Source organism: Psychrobacter urativorans (assembly GCF_904846695.1).
In the GTDB taxonomy this organism is placed as follows: Bacteria; Pseudomonadota; Gammaproteobacteria; order Pseudomonadales; family Moraxellaceae; genus Psychrobacter; species Psychrobacter urativorans.
In genome coordinates this window covers 38,216-56,551 of sequence record NZ_CAJHBR010000010.1, presented here as the reverse complement: position 1 = coordinate 56,551, position 18,336 = coordinate 38,216, and the positions used below count along the sequence as shown (strand labels likewise).

The window sequence follows — 18,336 nt, the reverse complement described above, 5'->3', positions numbered from 1 at the left end:
AGTGTAAAATCATTGTTAAATTAGACACTTATCGTCTTGGTATTCTTATATATCGTCTTTTATATTTTCTATCAAGCTAAGGTATATCTCAATATTAGTCGCCTAATAATGATTTATTAGGCGACTGAGCCTGGCTAATATCAGCCTAACAGCCCTTTAAAAAATAAAAAAAAGCTGCGCTCATCAATGGTGATAAGCGCAGCTTGCGATAAAATTATAAACTATTACTAATCTTAATAAGGATCAATAACTATTGCTTTAATAGCGGAAGTATTGATTTAAGTTTTGTTGTGAGCTAATCATCACTCAACAACAAAACTTATGAATTAGAGTTAACCCTATTAATTTAAAATCCCAAAAGCAACGAGAGCATCAGCCACACGTTTGAAGCCAACCATATTAGCGCCTGACATGTAATCGATATAGCCTTGGTCCGTCTGTCCATACATCTCTGAAGCTTGAGCAGAACTGTCATGAATATCCTTCATGATGCCTTGCAAACGCTCATCAACTTGCTCAAAGGTCTGATACTGACGTACTGAATTTTGTGACATCTCAAGAGCTGATACCGCCACACCGCCAGCATTTGCCGCTTTACCTGGCGCATAATGAACACGATGTAGACGAATATAATCGATAGCTTCAGCAGTCAACGGCATGTTAGCGCCTTCAACGATGTACTTGACACCATTATCGACAAGTAGCTTGGCGTCTTCTTCATTGATTTCATTTTGCGTTGCTGAAGGGATAGCGATATCTGCTTTGATACTCCAAGGCTTTTGATCGGCCATCCATTCACCACCAAACACCTCAACATAGTCTGCTAATGGTTTGTGTTGATCTTTCTGTACTTTTAACCAATCTATTTTTTCTTGATTTAAGCCTTTTGCATCATAAATTGTACCTTTTGAATCAGATACTGTCAGTACAATAGCGCCTATCAAAGTAGCTTTTTCAGCTGCATGTAAAGAGACATTACCTGCTCCTGACACTAAGACTTTTTTACCTTCAATACTTTCATTCTGAGCAGCTAGCATGTTTTGTAAGAAGTAAACAGCACCGTAACCAGTGGCTTCAGTACGCATTAAACTACCACCAAAACCAACACCCTTACCAGTAATTACCCCAGTAGATTCGCGTGTCAGATTTTTATACATAGCGAACATATAGCTGACTTCACGGCCACCTACGCCGATATCACCAGCTGGAACATCCATATCTTTATTAACGTAATGATGTAGCTCACGCATAAAGGCATAGCAAAAACGACGAATTTCAGAATCAGTTTTACCTTTAGGGTCAAAATCAGATCCCCCTTTACCGCCACCAATAGGTAGACCAGTCAAGGCGTTTTTGAATATTTGCTCAAAGCCTAAGAACTTTAGCACCGACTGGTTAACGGTCGGATGGAACCTAAGACCACCTTTGTAAGGCCCTAAAGCGTTACTAAACTGTACACGCCAACCGCGATTGATTTGAACTTCGCCGTTATCGTCTTCCCAATTCACACGAAAACCAAATACGCGATCGGGTTCAACTAGGCGCTCAAATACTTTTAATTTATCGTATTCAGGATGAGCATCGTATAACGGCTTGATAGTGATTGCCACTTCTTTGACCGCTTGTATAAACTCAGGCTGATGCGCATAACGGGCTTCAACTTTTTCAATGGCCTTACTGATACTCATATATCTTCCTTATTATAAAACGTGGAGGTTACTAAGTGGCGTGGGATCGTATTTGAATATCTCTGCGCAATTTGCCATCACAATATACGACAATATTGTGAATATTGAAGCAAAGTTATTTTGTTAATGATGCAATATGCATATAAAAACAGTGGGATTGAATACTAATAAGCTTAGCGACCGATAGGTCGTTCTCATCTAGGTATCAATGGATATCAACGGAAGGCTACTTGAAATAGTAACCGCAGACAATATTACACGAATACTACTTGCTATGCACAGCTTTACGTAAAAACAGCTCTGCAATTAATGCAAGCTATTTAATTTACCTTTCTGCTGAAAAAAGTCAATAGTTTATAGCTATATTAATAGTAACAATATTCCTAACTAATCAGTTGTATTACTGGGCAATTGTTAAATTAGTAATTATAGTAATAGTCTTGTGTTTAGCTAAATATCATCTATAGACGGTATAATGAGAGGATACTCGGTAGAATATAACCATTAATCATAGCTTTAGCTGATGATACCATATCAATGATACTAGCAAGGGTATTAGTTGTTAACAGGCTAATTTTAGATATTATAAGTAGATATTATCAACCGTAGTTTATAACTAAATAGCCACACCTGACATGCTGAAGAATAAGCGCTTTTTGCTGCCCGTATTATAGATATTATCTATGCCAAACTATTTTATAGGCGCACCATATGGATAGCCGAATAACACCATTTAGCCTTCGATTATCCGCTCTTATAAACTACTCTATCAGCGGCTGCTAGCCTGCAAAAAAGGTCAAGTTACTGTGATTGATCTAAGCTGCGGTCGCAAAGACACTCTTGCTTTACTGATAGCTAAGCTGGCACTGCAAACTAAAACACAATAGCTATTTGGATTTACCCGGTAGAGACTCTGTGTTGATATTGTTCAGAGTTGATGGATTAATAGCGCTTGCTAACCACTGCTGCTGAGTAATCTTATATAGGACATGCTCAGACAACCGATGCTCTTTTTTAAGCGCTGGATGGAAGAAGTTATCCTCAGTATTGGTCATACCAAGACGCTGCATCAGCTTTTGAGAGGGTTTATTAATAACCGCAGTAAAGGCTACTACTTGCTGAAGATTGAGTTCTGCGAAAGCAAACTTTAAGGCTGCCTGTGCCGCCTCAGTAGCATAGCCTTGCCGCCAATAGTCTTTATGTAGCCGCCAAGCAATCTCTACACTAGGTGCGAAGGGTAGATCGGCATGAGTAGCATTTAAGCCTACAAAACCAATGAAATTATCCGCCTTTTCTGAGTTAGCTTTTAGACTTAGCGCCCAAAAACCCCAACCGTTATCCTCAATAAGCTGTTGGCATTTATTGGCTATAATGTCGCTCACTGTAGGCGATAAGAGCTTAGGAAAATAGCGCATGACCTCTGGGTCGGCATTTATATCAGCGAATATTGGTAAGTCACTCGGCCGCCATTGACGCAGTAGCAAGCGTTGAGTTTGGATTATTTTTATAGTCATAAAGCTCTGTCTTATTTGATCATAAGTACGATTTATAGTTGTACTTTATAAGTTAAATCATGCGCTTCATCGCCAGTCATACCACGAAAGCCCCAACAATGGGCTGGTTGCTCTTTTATAGTAATTTCTATGTCTATTGGGGCAATATTTAACTGCTCCTCTATACGCTAAAATAACAGCTGGATAAGGGCTTTTTTAGTCTTAACGCTACGTCCTTGCATTATGTTAATTTCGATGACAGTGTAAGCGGCAGACCTGTCAGCAGGATAATAAAAATCCTCAGCATCTAAAGCTATAAAACGCTGCGCTCGCTTGTCTTCAGGCATACCGAGCACTGATTGCATACAGCCGTGTATAACATTCGATAGCTGTAATTTAATAGGGTTAAGGTTTGCTTTGATACCATAGATGACGATCATAATAGCTCTTATAGATTGTAGAGTTGAAAGATAGCAAAGTTCAAAGATAGCAAGAGAATCAACACAGAGTAAACATTTTTTATTTTCAATATAAAGCGCTAGCAGAATTCCTAAATAATAACGTACTATAAATAATGACGACAAAATTATTTGCCGCCAAGCTATTAAGCAAAAAGTCATTAAGCAAAAAATTACATACTAAAAAATTACTTTAAATCATACTCAGAGTTGTTTTATAGCGAAGTTATAACCTACCAAAGATAGCTAGTGAGCAGTCAAACATCGTGGTTAAAAATAGCGGTTAAAAACAGCAATTAAATCTAATGGAATAGTATTTAGACTAAAAAAAGGACTAACACTTATGCGTTTAAAGACATTATGGGCAGCAGTGCTTACCGCAGGCCTTAGCCTGTCAACAGTAAACTCAAGTTTTGCAGATACTACTGGCAAAATCATCGTTCTAATCAACCCCAACTCCAATGCTAAAGCGACAAAGTCTATGGCAGATCTAGCCCGTGCTGAAAGCAAAGGTGTGGCGCTGGTAGAAGAGCGCAGCAATGAGGGCGCGCCGCCACTGTTGACCACACCAAAAGATATGCAAAATGCAGTATCTGGAGTAGTCAAGATCGGTGTTGAGGCAGCAAAAGATAAGCGAGTATCAGCTATCATCGTATCTGCCTTCAGCGATCCTGGGCTGGAAGAATTGCGCTCTGCAGTTAATATTCCCGTCTTTGGTATAGGAGAAGAAGTTTTTCATGAGGCGGCGCAGAATGGTCGAGCTTTTGGGATTGTCACTGTCACCCCCGATGAGGATCTAATACGCTCCTTTCAAGAAAAAGCGGCCTTGTTAGGCTATGAAAAGCAATATCGCGGTGTACGTGTGACTCCGGGCGATCCACTTGAGCTAGTAAAGTCTCCTGAAAAACTTGATGCAGCGCTAGCGCAAGCTGTGAAAGCCTCTATCAAAGAAGATGGAGCGCAAGCCGTCATAATGGGTGGCGGACCACTTTCAGATTCTGCCATCAGGCTACAACCGCAATTCAAGGTCCCTCTTGTAGTGGCGGTGAGTGCAGCTGCCCGTGCGGCAGTTAAAGAAATACAAAAACCCAAATAGTAGCTGCATCTGCTATAACTGATCTTATACTAGCTATTGTTCAAGTATTGTCCATTAAACACCCGTTTGATGGACTCTTTTATAAGTATCACTGATAAAGATTGGTTTGATAAATGGATTAATAACTAGATGAACAGCAAGGTAACTATCAACACTTTTTCTACAGCCTTTATAACCAAAAAAAGACCCATTATTAGTGAGTCTTCTAAAGTATTTTTATAGCCGATAAGTATTTGAAAATTTAAACTTTGCCGATTGCCACTGGATGAAGGCGTGAATACATCACTAGCGATAGGCCATTAGAAATCAGCTCGATAGCTAATAATACGCCAAGAATATAAGTCGATGACTGCGGATAGCCGGAAAAAATCATGATCGCTAATATGATTGAGATAATCCCAGAGAATAATACTGGTATAAAAGCTCGCTTACCTTTAATGGCAAAAGCCACTACTGTTCTAACAATACCGGTTACCATAAATAGGATAGCAACTACCATAGTTAGGGTCAAGATACCTTGCAGCGGCTCAGTTAACAGCTCAAACCCCAATAATACCCCAACTACCCCGCCGATAGCGGCGAATACTTTAGCGCTAGTACTACCTACAGTAAATAGCGCTACAAACTGTAAGATACCAACCAATAAAAATAGAAAACCTGCCAGCTGTTCAGCGGCAAAAGTGGCGCTCAGTGGATTGAATAATGCAAATATACCACCAACAATGCTAATGATGCCCACCACTAGCCATAATGTACGATTCATAATATTACCTTAATTTAATCTATAGCTTTACTAAGGCGTAGATTATATCTTCTCGTTACTCTATTCATGTATGGCGGTAGTAATGTATTCAGATAGTCGTGTTAACAACGGCCTGTTAGGATTGCGTTGCTCTAAACCTTCTGCTAACTGTTTTTTGTATAATTCAATTTTTCTTCTTTACTTAGATTTAAATATTGTCAAATATCTAGGTTAGGGACGCTTATTTAGCTTATTGACGCTACTAGCTATCAAGCTAACCATGACCATCGCCATTATGATTAATATCAGCGACATCATATGAGCGGTCTGGTAATTTAGGGCTTCTACTTGCTCATAAATCGCAATAGAAATCACCTTAGTCTCACCTGAGATACTACCGCCTATCATTAACACCACCCCGAATTCGCCGATAGTATGGGCAAAGCTAATCAGGCTACCGAGTATAATACCAGTGCGGGCTTGTGGTAGCGCCACGGTCATAAAGCGACGTAAACGGCTGGGCTCTAATAAGTGCGCCACTTCCATCACGCTTTGCGGAATGCGTAAGAACTGGGCATAGACTGGCTGAATATAAAAAGGTAAGGAATAAATAAGGGAGCCAATCACTAGGCCCTCAAAAGTGAAGACTAAAGCACTAATCTCATGCTCAGCAAGCCATCTGCCGACCGCAAAGTTAGGGCTTAGTAGCAATAATAAATAAAAACCTATTACCGTTGGTGGCAGCACTAACGGCATAGCAATTAGCCCCATCAATATAACTTTTACGCGACTAATGACGGAGCTATGACTAGGCTTGGCTAACCAATAAGCTAAAGGAGTGGCAAATACCAATAATAATAATGTAGTGACACCCGCCAGCTTAATACTGACCCAAAATGGGGTCAACATCGCTGATATAAGTGGTTGCTCTAGCATAGAGTCACTACTGGTTACATCCTATCATCAGCTACTGCACTGCCAAATAACCGGCTTCTACGAAGTATTTTTGTCCAGCAGGTGATAGTAAGTAGCTGGTAAAATCTGTCGCTACAGCCGCATCACTGATCACTATGCCATCTTGCAAGATAGCAGGATAAGCACTAGTAGGTAGCGTGTAGAACTGTTCCGGTGTGGCTTTAATAGCGGTCACTTGTGACTGGGCAACGAAGCCATAATCAACATTGCCTGTATTGGCATACTGAAACGCTTGCCCAATATTCTCCGCTTCAATTAGACGCTTTTGACGGTTGAGTGGCTCATAGAGATTATGCGCCTGTAGATAGGCTTTGGCAGAGGCGCCATAAGGGGCGAGCTCAGGATTGGCAATGGTAATTTTACTATCATTTTGCTCTGCTAATAGTTGGGTTAGAGTGGTCTCGCTCAGCTTACCCACAGGTTTATTAGCACTATAAAAGCTCAGCTGGCCTTGGGTATAAGTAAAAGCCTCGTGCTTGGTAGAATCTGGATGTCTTTGTTGCACCCACTTAGTAGGGAATTCTTGATTAGCTGATAAGAAAATATCATAAGGTGCGCCAGCTATTATCTGTGCATAGAGCTTGCCTGAAGAAGCAAAAGTTACCTCGATCTCTTGATCAGGTAAGTTTTTCTCTAATTTGTAGCCTGCGATAATATCAGGGAGTACATCAGATAGATTAGCAGCAGCAGCAATACGTATTTTTTGTGGCTGCAGCTGAGGTTTGGGCTCGTTAGGAGTAACTTGCTCCTTATCAGCAACGCTCTGCTTATTACAAGCGGTCAAGGTCAACACAACACAAGCTGATGCGGCAATCATCATTATATTTTTTGTCGCACTAGTGATGCGCGGCATAATGTCTAACTGCCCGTGAGCTGGTAATAACTTAACACTATTCATAACCTACCGCCTCTACTCTAAGATGGGTAAAACTCTAATGATTTAGAGTGTTTTTATTTTCTAATTTTCTACTAAAACGACTAAGCAAAGATAGTTATAAAACTACTTATACTTAGCCGTGGTTACCTACTTATTATAGGCTTTTACAACTTTAGTCAAACCTTATTTATTAATCAATGATGGTCTTTGTAGCTTAGAGGGCAGTTCCTGCATTAAAGCTTATAGCTAGCTATTGTCGTTCAGCCATTATTACTTAGCCATTTAGACGGTTGGTTGTCGTAATATTCCTGCTTCCAAACTGGTATTTCAGCTTTAACCGTATCCAATATCCAGCGGCACGCATCAAAGGCTGGATAGCGATGTGCAGAAGCGACCCCAACCCAAACCGCGACATCGCCAATATCCAAGGCACCGATGCGGTGAATAGCAATGGCATGAGTAATCGCAAATTTACGCTTGGCTTCCTCGATAATCTGCCGACCTTGATTGATGGCTAAATCCTCATAACCATAATAGGTCAGACGCTCAACGCTACTAGCATTATTGTGGTTACGCACCCGACCTTCAAAACTGACAAAGGCACCGCAGCTATCATCATCAAGAAGAGCTTTAAGCCGTCTATCATCAATAACTATATCCAATAATGCAAAACCATCACGCTCTGCAAGCGCATAGGCCTGTTCAGCGCTGCGCTTAATAGTCATCGATTTACTGTGAACGTTAGCGCTCATTTATACTCTCTATTATTAATAGCCTGTTATCAACGATATCTGTTTCAACAATATCTATTAGTGCGGTGGTTATGCAACCCGCTCTATTTAACCGCCTGCTACTGGGGTAATAAAAACCACATTATCACCATTTTCGATACTATCTGTCCACTGAGCAAAATAATCATTGATGGCGACTTTTAGCTCTAACGGTGAATGGCTAAAACCATGCTTTTCACTCAACTGCTCGTACAACTGCGTAAGTGATGTTGACTGCGACACGGTCACGCTTTCTTCATTGCAATTGGCTTTATCTGCCAAACTTGCGAAGTAGAGAACGTTAATATTGATAGTATTGTCTGTAACTGGGTCTGTGTCTTTTGCTGCAATAGGCATAAAGTTATCCATAGTGTATTAGGGTGTAGATGAACTTATGTATTCAACTTAGCCCTGCTGATAATCAGACTTACCACCAGTTTTAGTAATCAGATGAATATTATTGATTACGATATCATGTGATAAGGCTTTAGTCATATCATAAAGCGTCAAACAAGCCACACTGACTGCGGTTAATGCTTCCATTTCCACTCCAGTTTTATGAGTGACCTTTACAGTAGCACTGACTGTAATAGCTTGTAGCGCATCATCGTAAACAAAGCTCAAGCCAATTTTATCTAGTGGTAGTGGATGACAAAGCGGGATTAGATCATGAGTACGCTTAGCCGCCATAATACCAGCGATATGCGCAGTTTGAGTGATACTACCCTTTTTAGTCATCCCATCAGCCGCTTTGATCTGCTGATAAATTTCAGCTGGAAAAAGTACTTGCCCTTCAGCATTAGCCTCTCTGGTCGTCGCAATCTTGCCGCTGACATCAACCATGTGTATATCACCGTCACTATCTAAATGCGATAGCTTAGCAGCCGTTAAATGAGCTGGAGCACCTTCTTTATTAGTGGTTTTACTAGCGATTTGCTCGTGCTGTTGCTGATTATTTTTCACAAATAGTCTCATTATTTTTTATTAGCTTTAGTAACGGCTTGCCTAATAGCGGTGTTGTTTTATTATGGGTATAAAGCACTACAAGCACGCTTAAAGTCTGTAGGAGTATTAAAGTTAGTCAATACTTGCTGCTCATCTAACACCGCAACCGCTTGACTGATTGGCTCAATAAAACTCATAACTTTGCGCTGTCCACTGTCGATATAGGCTCGTAACTGCGACTCAATAGTTAGCCTATAAAGTCCTAGTAGCGGATATAAATGCGACTCGTCTGTAAGACAAATCACTGACTTTTCTGTCGTTGCTAGATTGGTAGTTGAATCAATACAAGGACGCAGTTGCTGCCAAAGCCCAGCCGCCGTTATTAGGCTATCACAGCTCACGACTAACAGCCATGATGACTGCTGGTTATTCAAACTATTAGCATCAGCTAACGAGTCTAGTGCTTGTGTAGTTGATGCCTGCTGATTTAGTAGCTGTTTTTTTAGCGCTTGTAAAGCTGACTCGATCGCCACTAATGGCCCTTGAGGGTCAGTAATACTATTAGCAATACTGCTGGTAATAACCGTATCTACTTTACTACTGGTCTGAATAGAGGCTGGCAGATAGTCGGCGATATGAGCAATAACGGACTTTGGATTGCTAGCCAATAACTGTGGGCTCACAGCAAAACCACGCCCATTATCGGCAATCATGATAGGCACCTGCAGTTCACTAGCTTGTCGCACATGATAGTCCAGCAAACTTTCACCTGTTGGCAAGGTTAGCTCCGCTTTAGGCGTCCCCATACGATGCGAGGCGCCACCAGCTAAGATAACCACCCCAGCTAAGTTTGCCAACACATTAGTCATGACTGTGACCTTCATGACTGGGATTAGCACGCATAAAGTGCGGCACAAAGTTACAAGGGCGCGTACGGCTATCGAACTGCTCTTTTAGTAAGTCATTCCATCCAGTCCGGCAAGCGCCTGTCGAACCAGGTAAACAAAAAATACCAGTGCTATTAGCCATGCCAGCAACCGCTCGCGACTGAATGGTAGACATGCCAATATCGTCTTTTGAAATTAGGCGGAACATCTCACCAAAACCATCGATAGACTTATCGAATAACACGCTGACCGCTTCTGGCATACTGTCTCTGATAAAAAACCCAGTACCGCCAGTGGTAATAACTGCATGCACATTAGGATCAGCAATCCAGCCACTAATAACCGCACGAATCTGATAAATATCATCGGTAATTAGCTGACGGTCAGCTAACTTATGTCCCGCTGCGGTCAAGCTATCTGCTAAGTACTGCCCTGAAGTATCTTGTTCTAAGGTGCGACTGTCAGAGACACAAAGCACAGCAATATTAAGGGGGATAAATTCTGCAGCAGGTTTAGACATCGTTATTCCTTGAGAGTTATTATGTAGTAGCAGTTGTTCAGTAGTTGCTCTTTATCAAATAGTCTTCAGCAAAAGCTGTTCAGTAGCTGTTTTATGCTAACCACCGATAATCGATAGATTGTGCATCATGCCGCTGTTGGAGTCCTGTAGATGATGATGCTCAGGTTTGATTGGCATGAAGTTGTGCAAAGTCTGTACTAAGCCTGCAACGTCGTTTTGCTGTAGATAATTACGAATGTCGTAGTTACCTTCATCGAACAAGCATAGATGGACTTTGCCCTGACTGCTCACCCGTAGACGGTTACAGTTATCGCAGAAGTGCGCCGCATAAGGAGCAATCATGCCGATGCGCCCTAAATAATCCGGATGACTGTACTCAACCGCAGGGCCATCAGCACTGCCACGCTCTTGCGGCTGCCAACCATGTTCGATAAGATAATCGGTAATCAGCTCAGATTGGGCATGTTGCGCAAAGAACAAATCGCTATTATCGCTAGTCTGCATAAACTCAATAAATCGATAAGTCACTGGGCGCAGCTTGACGTAATCCATCGCTGTTACTAGATTTTCAAATGCGGTTTCTACCATCAAAACACTGTTTATTTTTAACTTAATGTCCGTGCTGTCTAATAGCTTATCCATATCCGTTAGCATCTGCGGCAAAGTATTGAAACCAGTCATCTTATGAAAAGTATCCGCATCAAAACTGTCCATACTGATATTTAGCTGATCCAATCCAGCACTATGCCAATTGGCTAAATGCTTGCCAAGCTTATAGCCATTACTAGTCATCGCTACGGTCTTGATACCAGTAGTGCTTTTTACGGTATCAATAATAGTCGCCACATCTCGACGGATAGAAGGCTCACCACCAGTAATACGTACTTTTTCAGTGCCTACTTGGGCAAAGGCCTTAATTAAGGTAGCAATCTCAGGCACACTCAACTCATCATCAGGACGCTTGCCTTGATAACCATTAGGCAGACAATACTCGCAGCGAAAATTACAGAAGTCAGTGATAGAAAGACGTAAATAAGTCAGTTGTCGTGAAAAGCTATCGGTCAGTGGCTGATAATGGGCTATAGACGAGTCAGTAGGCATAGCTGCTCCCAATAAGGGGCTGCGTGTCTCAGTATAAACTGAGCTTGGTAAATATATTTGAGTGCTCTCTGCTATGGGATCGTCATAAGTCATAAATTATTACCGCCGATATTGCTTGGCTGTCATTACAAGATTGTCTTCAGCCATTACTTTACTGCTGTTTCACTATTTATTTTACACTACAAATTTTATGCTGTGTGCTTTGAAATACATAGTTCCAACCATAAGTTGCAAACTATAATCTTTGATCACAACTTGCTACCTATAGTTTTCAATCGTAAGTTTTACACTACTCGTTTAACAGCTCTAGAAGCTAAAAATCTGAGTCGCTAGGCTGTTAGAGACTATTGATTATAACAAACTCAAAATGGCTTTAAGCTACCTTTACTAACCGTAGAGCCACGAAAAAGGTTGGACATTCACTACATTACCAGCAGCCACATTACCGCTATCTATATCCAAAACGACAAAGCAGTTGGCTAGGCTTAGCTGCTTTATTCTGTGCGACTGCTGGCTGGTGAAACACTGCACTTGATAATTACCGGTAGCGTCTTGTGACAGCAGACCACGCTGAAAGTCTTTACGTCCGGCTGACTTCCTCACCTCATTGACTAAAGTGGCTTTTAGAGTCAACGGCATGGGCTGCTGCTGCAAATCAGCTCCTGACATCTGCCATAGCGCCGGTATCACAAACTGCAAAGCCCCTACTACCGTAGACAAAGGGTTGCCGGGTAGGCCAAAATACAAGACTGGCTTATCGACAGCGCTGTGGTTATCCGCAAACAACTCTCCAAATACGAACGGCTTGCCAGGTTTCATCGCCACTTTATAATGGTTTATTTGCCCCAGTTGCTCAATAACTGTCGTCAAAAAATCATACTCACCAACCGACACTCCAGCCGTAGAGATCAGTACATCGCACTCCTGCATAGCCTTAGTCACTGCCGCCGTAGTCTGCTGTAAATTGTCAGCGATAATACCGTAATCACGAATAGTAATAGGCAAGCTGGACAATAAAGTCTTCAGCGTTGGAGTATTAGAGTTGTATATCTGCGCTAAGCTATCTAACGGCTGACCTACAGCAACTAGCTCATCACCTGTCGCCAACACTCCTACTATTAATGGCGCAAATACTGCTACTTTATCAATGCCTAAATTGGCTAATAAACTGATATCAGTAGGGTTTAGACGCTTGCCTCGTTGCAGCACGACTTCACCCGACTCAATCTCCTCGCCTTGCTTACGAATGTTATCATCCACCTCAGCCGTTTGGCTCAAGACAATGGCATACGGCTGCGATTTATCGATGCTATCTCTAATAGCAGCAAAGTTAGTGTTCTCTTGCATAACGACCGTATCACAACTATCCGGTACTACTGCGCCAGTGAAGATACGTACGCCTTGGCCGGCTTGCAAACTACTCTCTGAGTCATCGCTACCGCTATTAGCATAAGGGCTACCCGCCTGCGACTCTCCTACTATCTCGATAGTTTGGTCTTTGCCAAGATTGCTACCTTTAGCCAATGCATAACCGTCCATAGCTGATACATTCTGTCTGGGCACATTAAAAGGTGAAGTAATATTCTCAGCTAATATTTGATTACTGCTGTCTAATAACTGGCTTGTAGTTACTGCCCTGCTACTTAATGGCGCGTCGACTTCATTATAAAATTCGATGCGTTTTTTGATCGCTGCCAGCAGCTCTTCCATAGTAATCATAACGGTAAACTCTTTTATAATAGTCTTAGTATTGAATAGCTAATTTCTATTGGCTAGCTGATTTATAGTGGATAGGCCCTATTACAACAACTGTCCGTTAGCTCTTGACTGCAACTAGCAAGTGAGCAACTAGGGGTTTGACGGACTGATAGTTTGACTAGCTATCCAGCCATTGCTGTTGCTTAGCATAAGCCAGTTGTTCAGGCGTATCAATATCATAACTTAGTTGCTGGTTAATCACAGTACTCATTTGCTCCGTGTGTAGGGCTCTAATCAAGTTGCGCAAACCTTTATCACCCGTGAGCGCTCCTTGCCACTCTTTAAGTCGCCAATAATCGATACTTATAGGTAAACCTACGATATTGGCTTTATATTTATCTAGCGCAAAGTCTTTATCAGCTTCTTGCAGATGGGGATAGCTACTGGCCACTACTTCATGCTTGCCAGCTAATAGCTTATGCAAATGCTTAGTGTCTAATAATAGTTGATCAGTAGCCATTATTAGCACTCGATCAATCATACTATTATCCTGGCTGCTAACCCGCTGAGCCACAGCGTCAATAGCTAAATACAAACTATGCGCCATGCCAGTTTCGGGGGTCGGATTATTGACTATATGCACTACTGGCTGAGCGGCTAATTCATCAATAGCTTGTGCAATCTCAGTATTATTTTTAGGAATCACTACTATAATAGCTTGGGGCTGGGTAGTTAAGGCCAGCTTAACCATCTGCGCAATTAATGGCTCACCATCTTGAGTTAATAGTTGCTTAGACTGACCTAGTCGCTGACTCAAGCCACTGGCTAAGATAATAACGGCGTGGTTATTAACATCGTTAATAGTATCGTTACTAGTATTGTTACCAACATTGTCACTAGTCATGCGCATAACGCTGTTCAACTGATGATCGCTGGGTATCTGAGGACAGCTCTGAGTGTATCACTGACAACTCAACTTGGTTATCTATCACTGGCTGTGCTTGCTGATAAATTACAGCGCTTATTTGCGCCATGATACTCAGTGCTAAGGCTTCTGGACCATCACCGCCCAGCTTATAGCCAATAGGATAATGCAACTTTGTAACAGCGTCAGTTAAGGTAGCGATGTTAGTCAAGTCATCCGCCCTATTAAGGCTAGCGCTAATCTCTTTGATGAGACGTTCAGTACGATAGCGCGGGCCTAATTGTCCAACATAACTGAAGTTGGGCTGGGTCAATAATATAGCTAGGCGAGCACTGTCTTGGGTTAAGCTATGTGACATCACTGCAACTGCCGCACCGGCACTAAGCTGAGTTAAAGTCTCATAGTCGTGTACTGGTAAACATAACACCTTGTCTGCTTGTGGAAAACGAGCTTTAGTAGCATATTGCGCGCGGCTATCTATTACTGTTACCTGCCAGTCCTGTAGCTTAGCCATTGTCACTAACGGCATCACATCATTACCAGCACCGCAAATTAACAATCGGATCTGTGGACGAATCTGCTGTATCAACCATGCCGACTGCGCTACATAGCATTGACTAGCATTAGCTGGTGCTGCGTCATCTACATTACCTTTTATGTCACTTGTTATATTACTTTTTATATCACTGTCTATCACCATGTAGTCAGCATTTTTTTTATCAAAAGTATGCGCTGACAGCTTGGTTATTACGTTATGAATAAAACCTATAGCAGCAGCACTAACCTCAGAAAAAACTTGCCGACCATCGATAGTCGCTATCTGTCCTGTAGCACGATAGGCGTCTATATCAAGGCGTATGCCGATTGGCAATTGGGGACTATGCGACCTTAAATTATCGCGGCTAATCAAAGTGGCAATAGTCAAAGGTTGCTGGCTATTACGCACTTGCTGAATTGAATCTAACAGCGACATTGCAGTACTCAGACGCTCAAACAACACATGGACTCGGCCATTACACCCTAAACCAAAATTTAACTCGCCATCCAACAACGCATCGACATCACTGTCAATATAACTATAGGCATCGCTGTCACTATCACTAATAGCCCTATTACCAATATTACTATCAACTGTTAGCTCTGCTGTATTGGTCTCTATGTCAATGCCAGTATCGATATCAGTATCAATATCGGTATCAGTATCAGTATCAGTATCATCACTATAACTAACGTCATCGCCAGTTTGATAGGTCTGAACACTAGCACCATTACGAGTTAGCCAAAAAGCACGCTTGATAATATGCGGCTCAAGACAACCCCCACTGATCATCCCAACCGAACGTCCATCAGCACAAATAAGCATCATCGCCCCAGCATGCCGATAAGCTGACCCTTCAGTGCGGACTACCGTAGCTAGTACCGCCTCAACATTTTGCTGTTGTACTCTGTTAGCTAAGTTAAGAATATCAGCGACTTGATTCATAATTTCCCTTTTATCTTAAGCATCTCAAATATCTTAAGCACCACAAATTATCTTAAAATATAGTTCAATACACTGTTAAAGCTGGCATGCTGAAAAGCCATAGCCATAGCCATAGCCATAGCCATAGCCATAGCCTAATGACGATAATAGCAAGCTTAAAAAACCCGTTGATTAGCGGGTTTTTTAATAAAAATGACTACTAGCTGTTGTTACTGGTAACGACTACTCTGGCAGCTCACCCAGCAGCTTGTCCATAGTGATTGGAAAATCATAAACTCTTATCCCTACTGCGTTATAAACAGCGTTAGCAATAGCAGCGGCTGCACCAGCAATAGCCGTCTCACCGATACCTTTTATATGCATAGGATTAGTATAAGCATCATCCTCTTCTACTAAGATAACCTCGAGCTGCGGGACATCGGCATTGACCGGAATATGATACTCAGCCAAGTCATGATTACATAGACGACCATCACGCTTATCATGGATGACCTGCTCCATTAACGCTGAACCTATCCCGAACACCATACCGCCATAACACTGTGAAGTAGCAGTTTTATGATTGAGGATACGTCCTGCTGCAAAAGCACCAGTCATACGTTTGACTCTGATCTCGCCGGTAACTCTATGCACAGCTACTTCCGCAAAATTAGCGCCAAATGATGCTTGACGATAACTTTTTTCATTCTTGCCAGGAGCGATTGCCCCTTTAGCACTAATCAACTGCTCGTTGTACTCAGCAATGATATCAACTAACGGATAACCCTGAAAATTACTAAAGTCATAGTCTGTTTTACCATCAGCTGGCTCAGTAGAGCGTTTTGGCTTAGGCAAATGAATGTCTGTTTTTTCTGCTATCTTAGCAACGAGCTCTGTGGCTTTATGGACAACATTGCTAGTGATATTTTTACCCGCCTCAATAGTAGCTTCTGTAACTGTCGCCTCATGCTCGCCCGCTTGTTTGACATAGCCGTTATCCAATTGAATGGTATCGGCATAGAGACCGACTTTTTCTGCTAACATCTCACGCAACTGCTGACAGGCCAGATAAATACTACTACCCGAACTGGCCGCTCCCATACTACCGCCGGAGCCCACTGCTGGCGGCAAGCTGGTATCTCCGAGTCTCATTTCAATATGGTCAATCGGTAAGCCTAATAAGTCAGCCGCAATCTGAGAAAACACCGTGTAAGAGCCTGTGCCAATATCGGTCATATCCGTCTCGATAATAGCTTTGACCCCCAGCGCTTTAGAGCGATCTACTTGTAGAGTGGCACGTGCCTGAGAGGGTCCTAAACTATTGCCACGAGCAGCAGCAGCCATACCCATACCTAGCCACCAATCCCCTTCTAAACGACTGGCAGGAAGCGCTAGGCGCTGATCCCAACCAAACTGTTCCGCCCCTTGTTCGATACAAGCGATAAGGCTGCGAGTTGAAAAAGGAATCTGTTGAGTAGGATCCTGCTCAGGTTCATTACGGCGGCGTAGCTCTATAGGATCAATATTTAGCTTGATCGCTAATTCATCCATCGCACACTCTAAAGCTATCTGTCCGACCGCCTCGCCAGGGGCACGCATCGAGCCCGATAGCACTTGATTCATATCTACCATTTGATAATCTACTCGGCGATTTTCACCGCGATATAGATACTTAGTAGATAGTGCTGCAGGCTCAAAAAAGGTTTCTCCCGGTAAGTTGCTGGAGACCGTATCGTGAATAAGCGTATTAATAATACCGTCTTCATTACAGCCAATCGCTATACGTTGACGAGTATTTGAGCGTCTTATCGTCGCTTCCATCACTTGCGGGCGGGTCATAGTAATCAGTACTGGTCGACCTAACTCTTTGGCCGAAATAGCAGCAGCGATGGATTCAGGTGAGATACCAAGCTTACTACCAAAACCACCCCCAACGTAATGAGCGATCAGTTGTACATTATCAGCGTCCAAATCTAGCGCATCAGCGATTTGCTTTTTACAAGAAGCTAGCATTTGGTTAGAGGAGTACATAATCAGCTTGTCCCCTTCCCAGTGCGCTAAAGTCGCATGCGGCTCCATAGCAGAACTGTTTTGACTCGGCGTCTGATAAGTACGGTCGAGAGTCACTGCTGAGTCACTCAACCCTTGTTCAGGATCGCCTTGCTCAGCGTTTTTGTCTGAACCTTGTTTTTCATCTACTTCATGAGTATTAGGTAACTCTTTACTAAAATCTAACGCCGCTTGCTCAGTCTCATCTTTATAAGTAACCTTGAGCGCTTTGGCCCCTTCAGTTGCCGCCTCAAAAGTCTCAGCGATCACCGCAGCAATAGGTTGACCATGATAAAAAATCTCTGTGGCGCCTTGAGTCGGTGATTTAGTAGCTCCACCCTGCTGAGCGTTACGCAAAAAATGCTTGGGGTCAGTGACAACTTTAATCACTCCAGGTATAGATTCAACTGCGCTACTGTCTATTTTATCGACTTTACCTTTAGCGATAGTGGCACCAACCAATACCCCATAAGCTTGGTTCTCTAAATAAAATTCTGCACTATAAGTGGCTTGACCACTCACCTTCAGTGAACCCTCTACCCGATTAATAGGTTTGCCAACCAGCTTGCTAGCCGTTTGATCGAACAGTGTTTCAGTAGGCTCATTCATCATTAGCTTTTTGGTCGGTTCCGATGCAAATAGTGCCATGA

17 protein-coding genes are annotated in these 18,336 nt (G+C 42.4%); 1 reads left to right on the top strand and 16 read right to left on the bottom strand.

Annotation, left to right across the window (positions count from 1 at the left end; translation table 11 throughout):
• Positions 1–341: 341 nt before the first annotated feature.
• The 3 genes from gdhA to JMY09_RS08265 form a co-directional block, all read right to left on the bottom strand.
• Complete coding sequence (gdhA, locus tag JMY09_RS08275; RefSeq protein ID WP_201623123.1) at positions 342–1,688, bottom strand: NADP-specific glutamate dehydrogenase; 1,347 nt, start codon at positions 1,686–1,688, stop codon at positions 342–344.
• Positions 1,689–2,575: 887 nt separating this feature from the next.
• Positions 2,576–3,202, bottom strand: a complete 627-nt coding sequence (locus tag JMY09_RS08270) for a GNAT family N-acetyltransferase (RefSeq protein WP_201623122.1) — start codon at positions 3,200–3,202, stop codon at positions 2,576–2,578.
• A 167-nt stretch (positions 3,203–3,369) separates the two neighbouring features.
• Complete coding sequence (locus JMY09_RS08265; RefSeq protein ID WP_265088009.1) at positions 3,370–3,621, bottom strand: tautomerase family protein; 252 nt, start codon at positions 3,619–3,621, stop codon at positions 3,370–3,372.
• 361 nt (positions 3,622–3,982) lie between these two features.
• Between JMY09_RS08265 and JMY09_RS08260 the strand changes: the two genes are divergently transcribed.
• Positions 3,983–4,735 carry an aspartate/glutamate racemase family protein gene (locus tag JMY09_RS08260; protein WP_201623121.1) on the top strand — a complete coding sequence of 251 codons (753 nt, stop codon included), beginning with the start codon at positions 3,983–3,985 and terminating at the stop codon, positions 4,733–4,735.
• Positions 4,736–4,976: 241 nt separating this feature from the next.
• Here JMY09_RS08260 and JMY09_RS08255 read toward each other — a convergent pair whose 3' ends face one another.
• From JMY09_RS08255 to JMY09_RS08195, 13 genes are all read right to left on the bottom strand, one after another.
• A complete protein-coding gene (locus tag JMY09_RS08255) occupies positions 4,977–5,498 on the bottom strand; it encodes an HdeD family acid-resistance protein (RefSeq protein WP_201623120.1) in 522 nt (173 codons plus the stop codon).
• 210 nt (positions 5,499–5,708) lie between these two features.
• Complete coding sequence (modB, locus tag JMY09_RS08250; protein WP_201623119.1) at positions 5,709–6,413, bottom strand: molybdate ABC transporter permease subunit; 705 nt, start codon at positions 6,411–6,413, stop codon at positions 5,709–5,711.
• 31 nt (positions 6,414–6,444) lie between these two features.
• Complete coding sequence (gene modA / locus JMY09_RS08245) at positions 6,445–7,350, bottom strand: molybdate ABC transporter substrate-binding protein (protein WP_227677238.1); 906 nt, start codon at positions 7,348–7,350, stop codon at positions 6,445–6,447.
• Between the two features lie 239 nt (positions 7,351–7,589).
• Entirely contained in the window at positions 7,590–8,081 is a 492-nt protein-coding gene (locus tag JMY09_RS08240; RefSeq protein ID WP_201623118.1) for a molybdenum cofactor biosynthesis protein MoaE, read from the bottom strand.
• 87 nt (positions 8,082–8,168) lie between these two features.
• The gene (locus JMY09_RS08235; RefSeq protein WP_201623117.1) at positions 8,169–8,456 is read right to left on the bottom strand and encodes a MoaD/ThiS family protein; all 288 of its coding nucleotides are present in this window, start codon (positions 8,454–8,456) and stop codon (positions 8,169–8,171) included.
• A 48-nt stretch (positions 8,457–8,504) separates the two neighbouring features.
• Positions 8,505–9,032 (bottom strand): cyclic pyranopterin monophosphate synthase MoaC, encoded by a 528-nt coding sequence (gene moaC, locus JMY09_RS08230; RefSeq protein ID WP_265088010.1) that lies wholly within the window; start codon positions 9,030–9,032, stop codon positions 8,505–8,507.
• A gap of 92 nt (positions 9,033–9,124) precedes the next feature.
• Entirely contained in the window at positions 9,125–9,913 is a 789-nt protein-coding gene (gene mobA / locus JMY09_RS08225; RefSeq protein WP_201623115.1) for a molybdenum cofactor guanylyltransferase, read from the bottom strand.
• Entirely contained in the window at positions 9,906–10,451 is a 546-nt protein-coding gene (gene moaB / locus JMY09_RS08220) for a molybdenum cofactor biosynthesis protein B (RefSeq protein WP_201623114.1), read from the bottom strand. The genes mobA and moaB overlap by 8 nt, the downstream gene beginning before the upstream one ends.
• A gap of 96 nt (positions 10,452–10,547) precedes the next feature.
• Positions 10,548–11,645, bottom strand: coding sequence for a GTP 3',8-cyclase MoaA (moaA, locus tag JMY09_RS08215; RefSeq protein ID WP_201623113.1), 1,098 nt, complete (start codon positions 11,643–11,645; stop codon positions 10,548–10,550).
• 294 nt (positions 11,646–11,939) lie between these two features.
• Positions 11,940–13,271, bottom strand: a complete 1,332-nt coding sequence (locus JMY09_RS08210) for a molybdopterin molybdotransferase MoeA (RefSeq protein ID WP_201623112.1) — start codon at positions 13,269–13,271, stop codon at positions 11,940–11,942.
• Between the two features lie 157 nt (positions 13,272–13,428).
• On the bottom strand, positions 13,429–14,154 hold the full coding sequence (locus JMY09_RS08205) for a nucleotidyltransferase family protein (protein WP_227677236.1): 726 nt from the start codon (positions 14,152–14,154) through the stop codon (positions 13,429–13,431).
• Complete coding sequence (locus JMY09_RS08200; protein ID WP_201623110.1) at positions 14,147–15,658, bottom strand: XdhC family protein; 1,512 nt, start codon at positions 15,656–15,658, stop codon at positions 14,147–14,149. The genes JMY09_RS08205 and JMY09_RS08200 overlap by 8 nt, the downstream gene beginning before the upstream one ends.
• A 222-nt stretch (positions 15,659–15,880) precedes the next feature.
• Positions 15,881–18,334, bottom strand: a complete 2,454-nt coding sequence (locus tag JMY09_RS08195; protein ID WP_201623109.1) for a xanthine dehydrogenase family protein molybdopterin-binding subunit — start codon at positions 18,332–18,334, stop codon at positions 15,881–15,883.
• Positions 18,335–18,336: the final 2 nt, after the last annotated feature.

Excerpts from the sequence above, each read along its gene's own strand:
- gdhA (WP_201623123.1), bottom strand. The coding sequence starts at position 1,688 with ATGAGTATCAGTAAGGCCATTGAAAAAGTTGAAGCCCGTTATGCGCAT.
- JMY09_RS08270 (WP_201623122.1), bottom strand. The coding sequence starts at position 3,202 with ATGACTATAAAAATAATCCAAACTCAACGCTTGCTACTGCGTCAATGG.
- JMY09_RS08265 (WP_265088009.1), bottom strand. The coding sequence starts at position 3,621 with ATGATCGTCATCTATGGTATCAAAGCAAACCTTAACCCTATTAAATTA.
- JMY09_RS08260 (WP_201623121.1), top strand. The coding sequence starts at position 3,983 with ATGCGTTTAAAGACATTATGGGCAGCAGTGCTTACCGCAGGCCTTAGC.
- JMY09_RS08255 (WP_201623120.1), bottom strand. The coding sequence starts at position 5,498 with ATGAATCGTACATTATGGCTAGTGGTGGGCATCATTAGCATTGTTGGT.
- modB (WP_201623119.1), bottom strand. The coding sequence starts at position 6,413 with ATGCTAGAGCAACCACTTATATCAGCGATGTTGACCCCATTTTGGGTC.
- modA (WP_227677238.1), bottom strand. The coding sequence starts at position 7,350 with ATGAATAGTGTTAAGTTATTACCAGCTCACGGGCAGTTAGACATTATG.
- JMY09_RS08240 (WP_201623118.1), bottom strand. The coding sequence starts at position 8,081 with ATGAGCGCTAACGTTCACAGTAAATCGATGACTATTAAGCGCAGCGCT.
- JMY09_RS08235 (WP_201623117.1), bottom strand. The coding sequence starts at position 8,456 with ATGCCTATTGCAGCAAAAGACACAGACCCAGTTACAGACAATACTATC.
- mobA (WP_201623115.1), bottom strand. The coding sequence starts at position 9,913 with ATGACTAATGTGTTGGCAAACTTAGCTGGGGTGGTTATCTTAGCTGGT.
- moaB (WP_201623114.1), bottom strand. The coding sequence starts at position 10,451 with ATGTCTAAACCTGCTGCAGAATTTATCCCCCTTAATATTGCTGTGCTT.
- moaA (WP_201623113.1), bottom strand. The coding sequence starts at position 11,645 with ATGACTTATGACGATCCCATAGCAGAGAGCACTCAAATATATTTACCA.
- JMY09_RS08210 (WP_201623112.1), bottom strand. The coding sequence starts at position 13,271 with ATGATTACTATGGAAGAGCTGCTGGCAGCGATCAAAAAACGCATCGAA.
- JMY09_RS08205 (WP_227677236.1), bottom strand. The coding sequence starts at position 14,154 with ATGACTAGTGACAATGTTGGTAACAATACTAGTAACGATACTATTAAC.
- JMY09_RS08200 (WP_201623110.1), bottom strand. The coding sequence starts at position 15,658 with ATGAATCAAGTCGCTGATATTCTTAACTTAGCTAACAGAGTACAACAG.
- JMY09_RS08195 (WP_201623109.1), bottom strand. The coding sequence starts at position 18,334 with ATGGCACTATTTGCATCGGAACCGACCAAAAAGCTAATGATGAATGAG.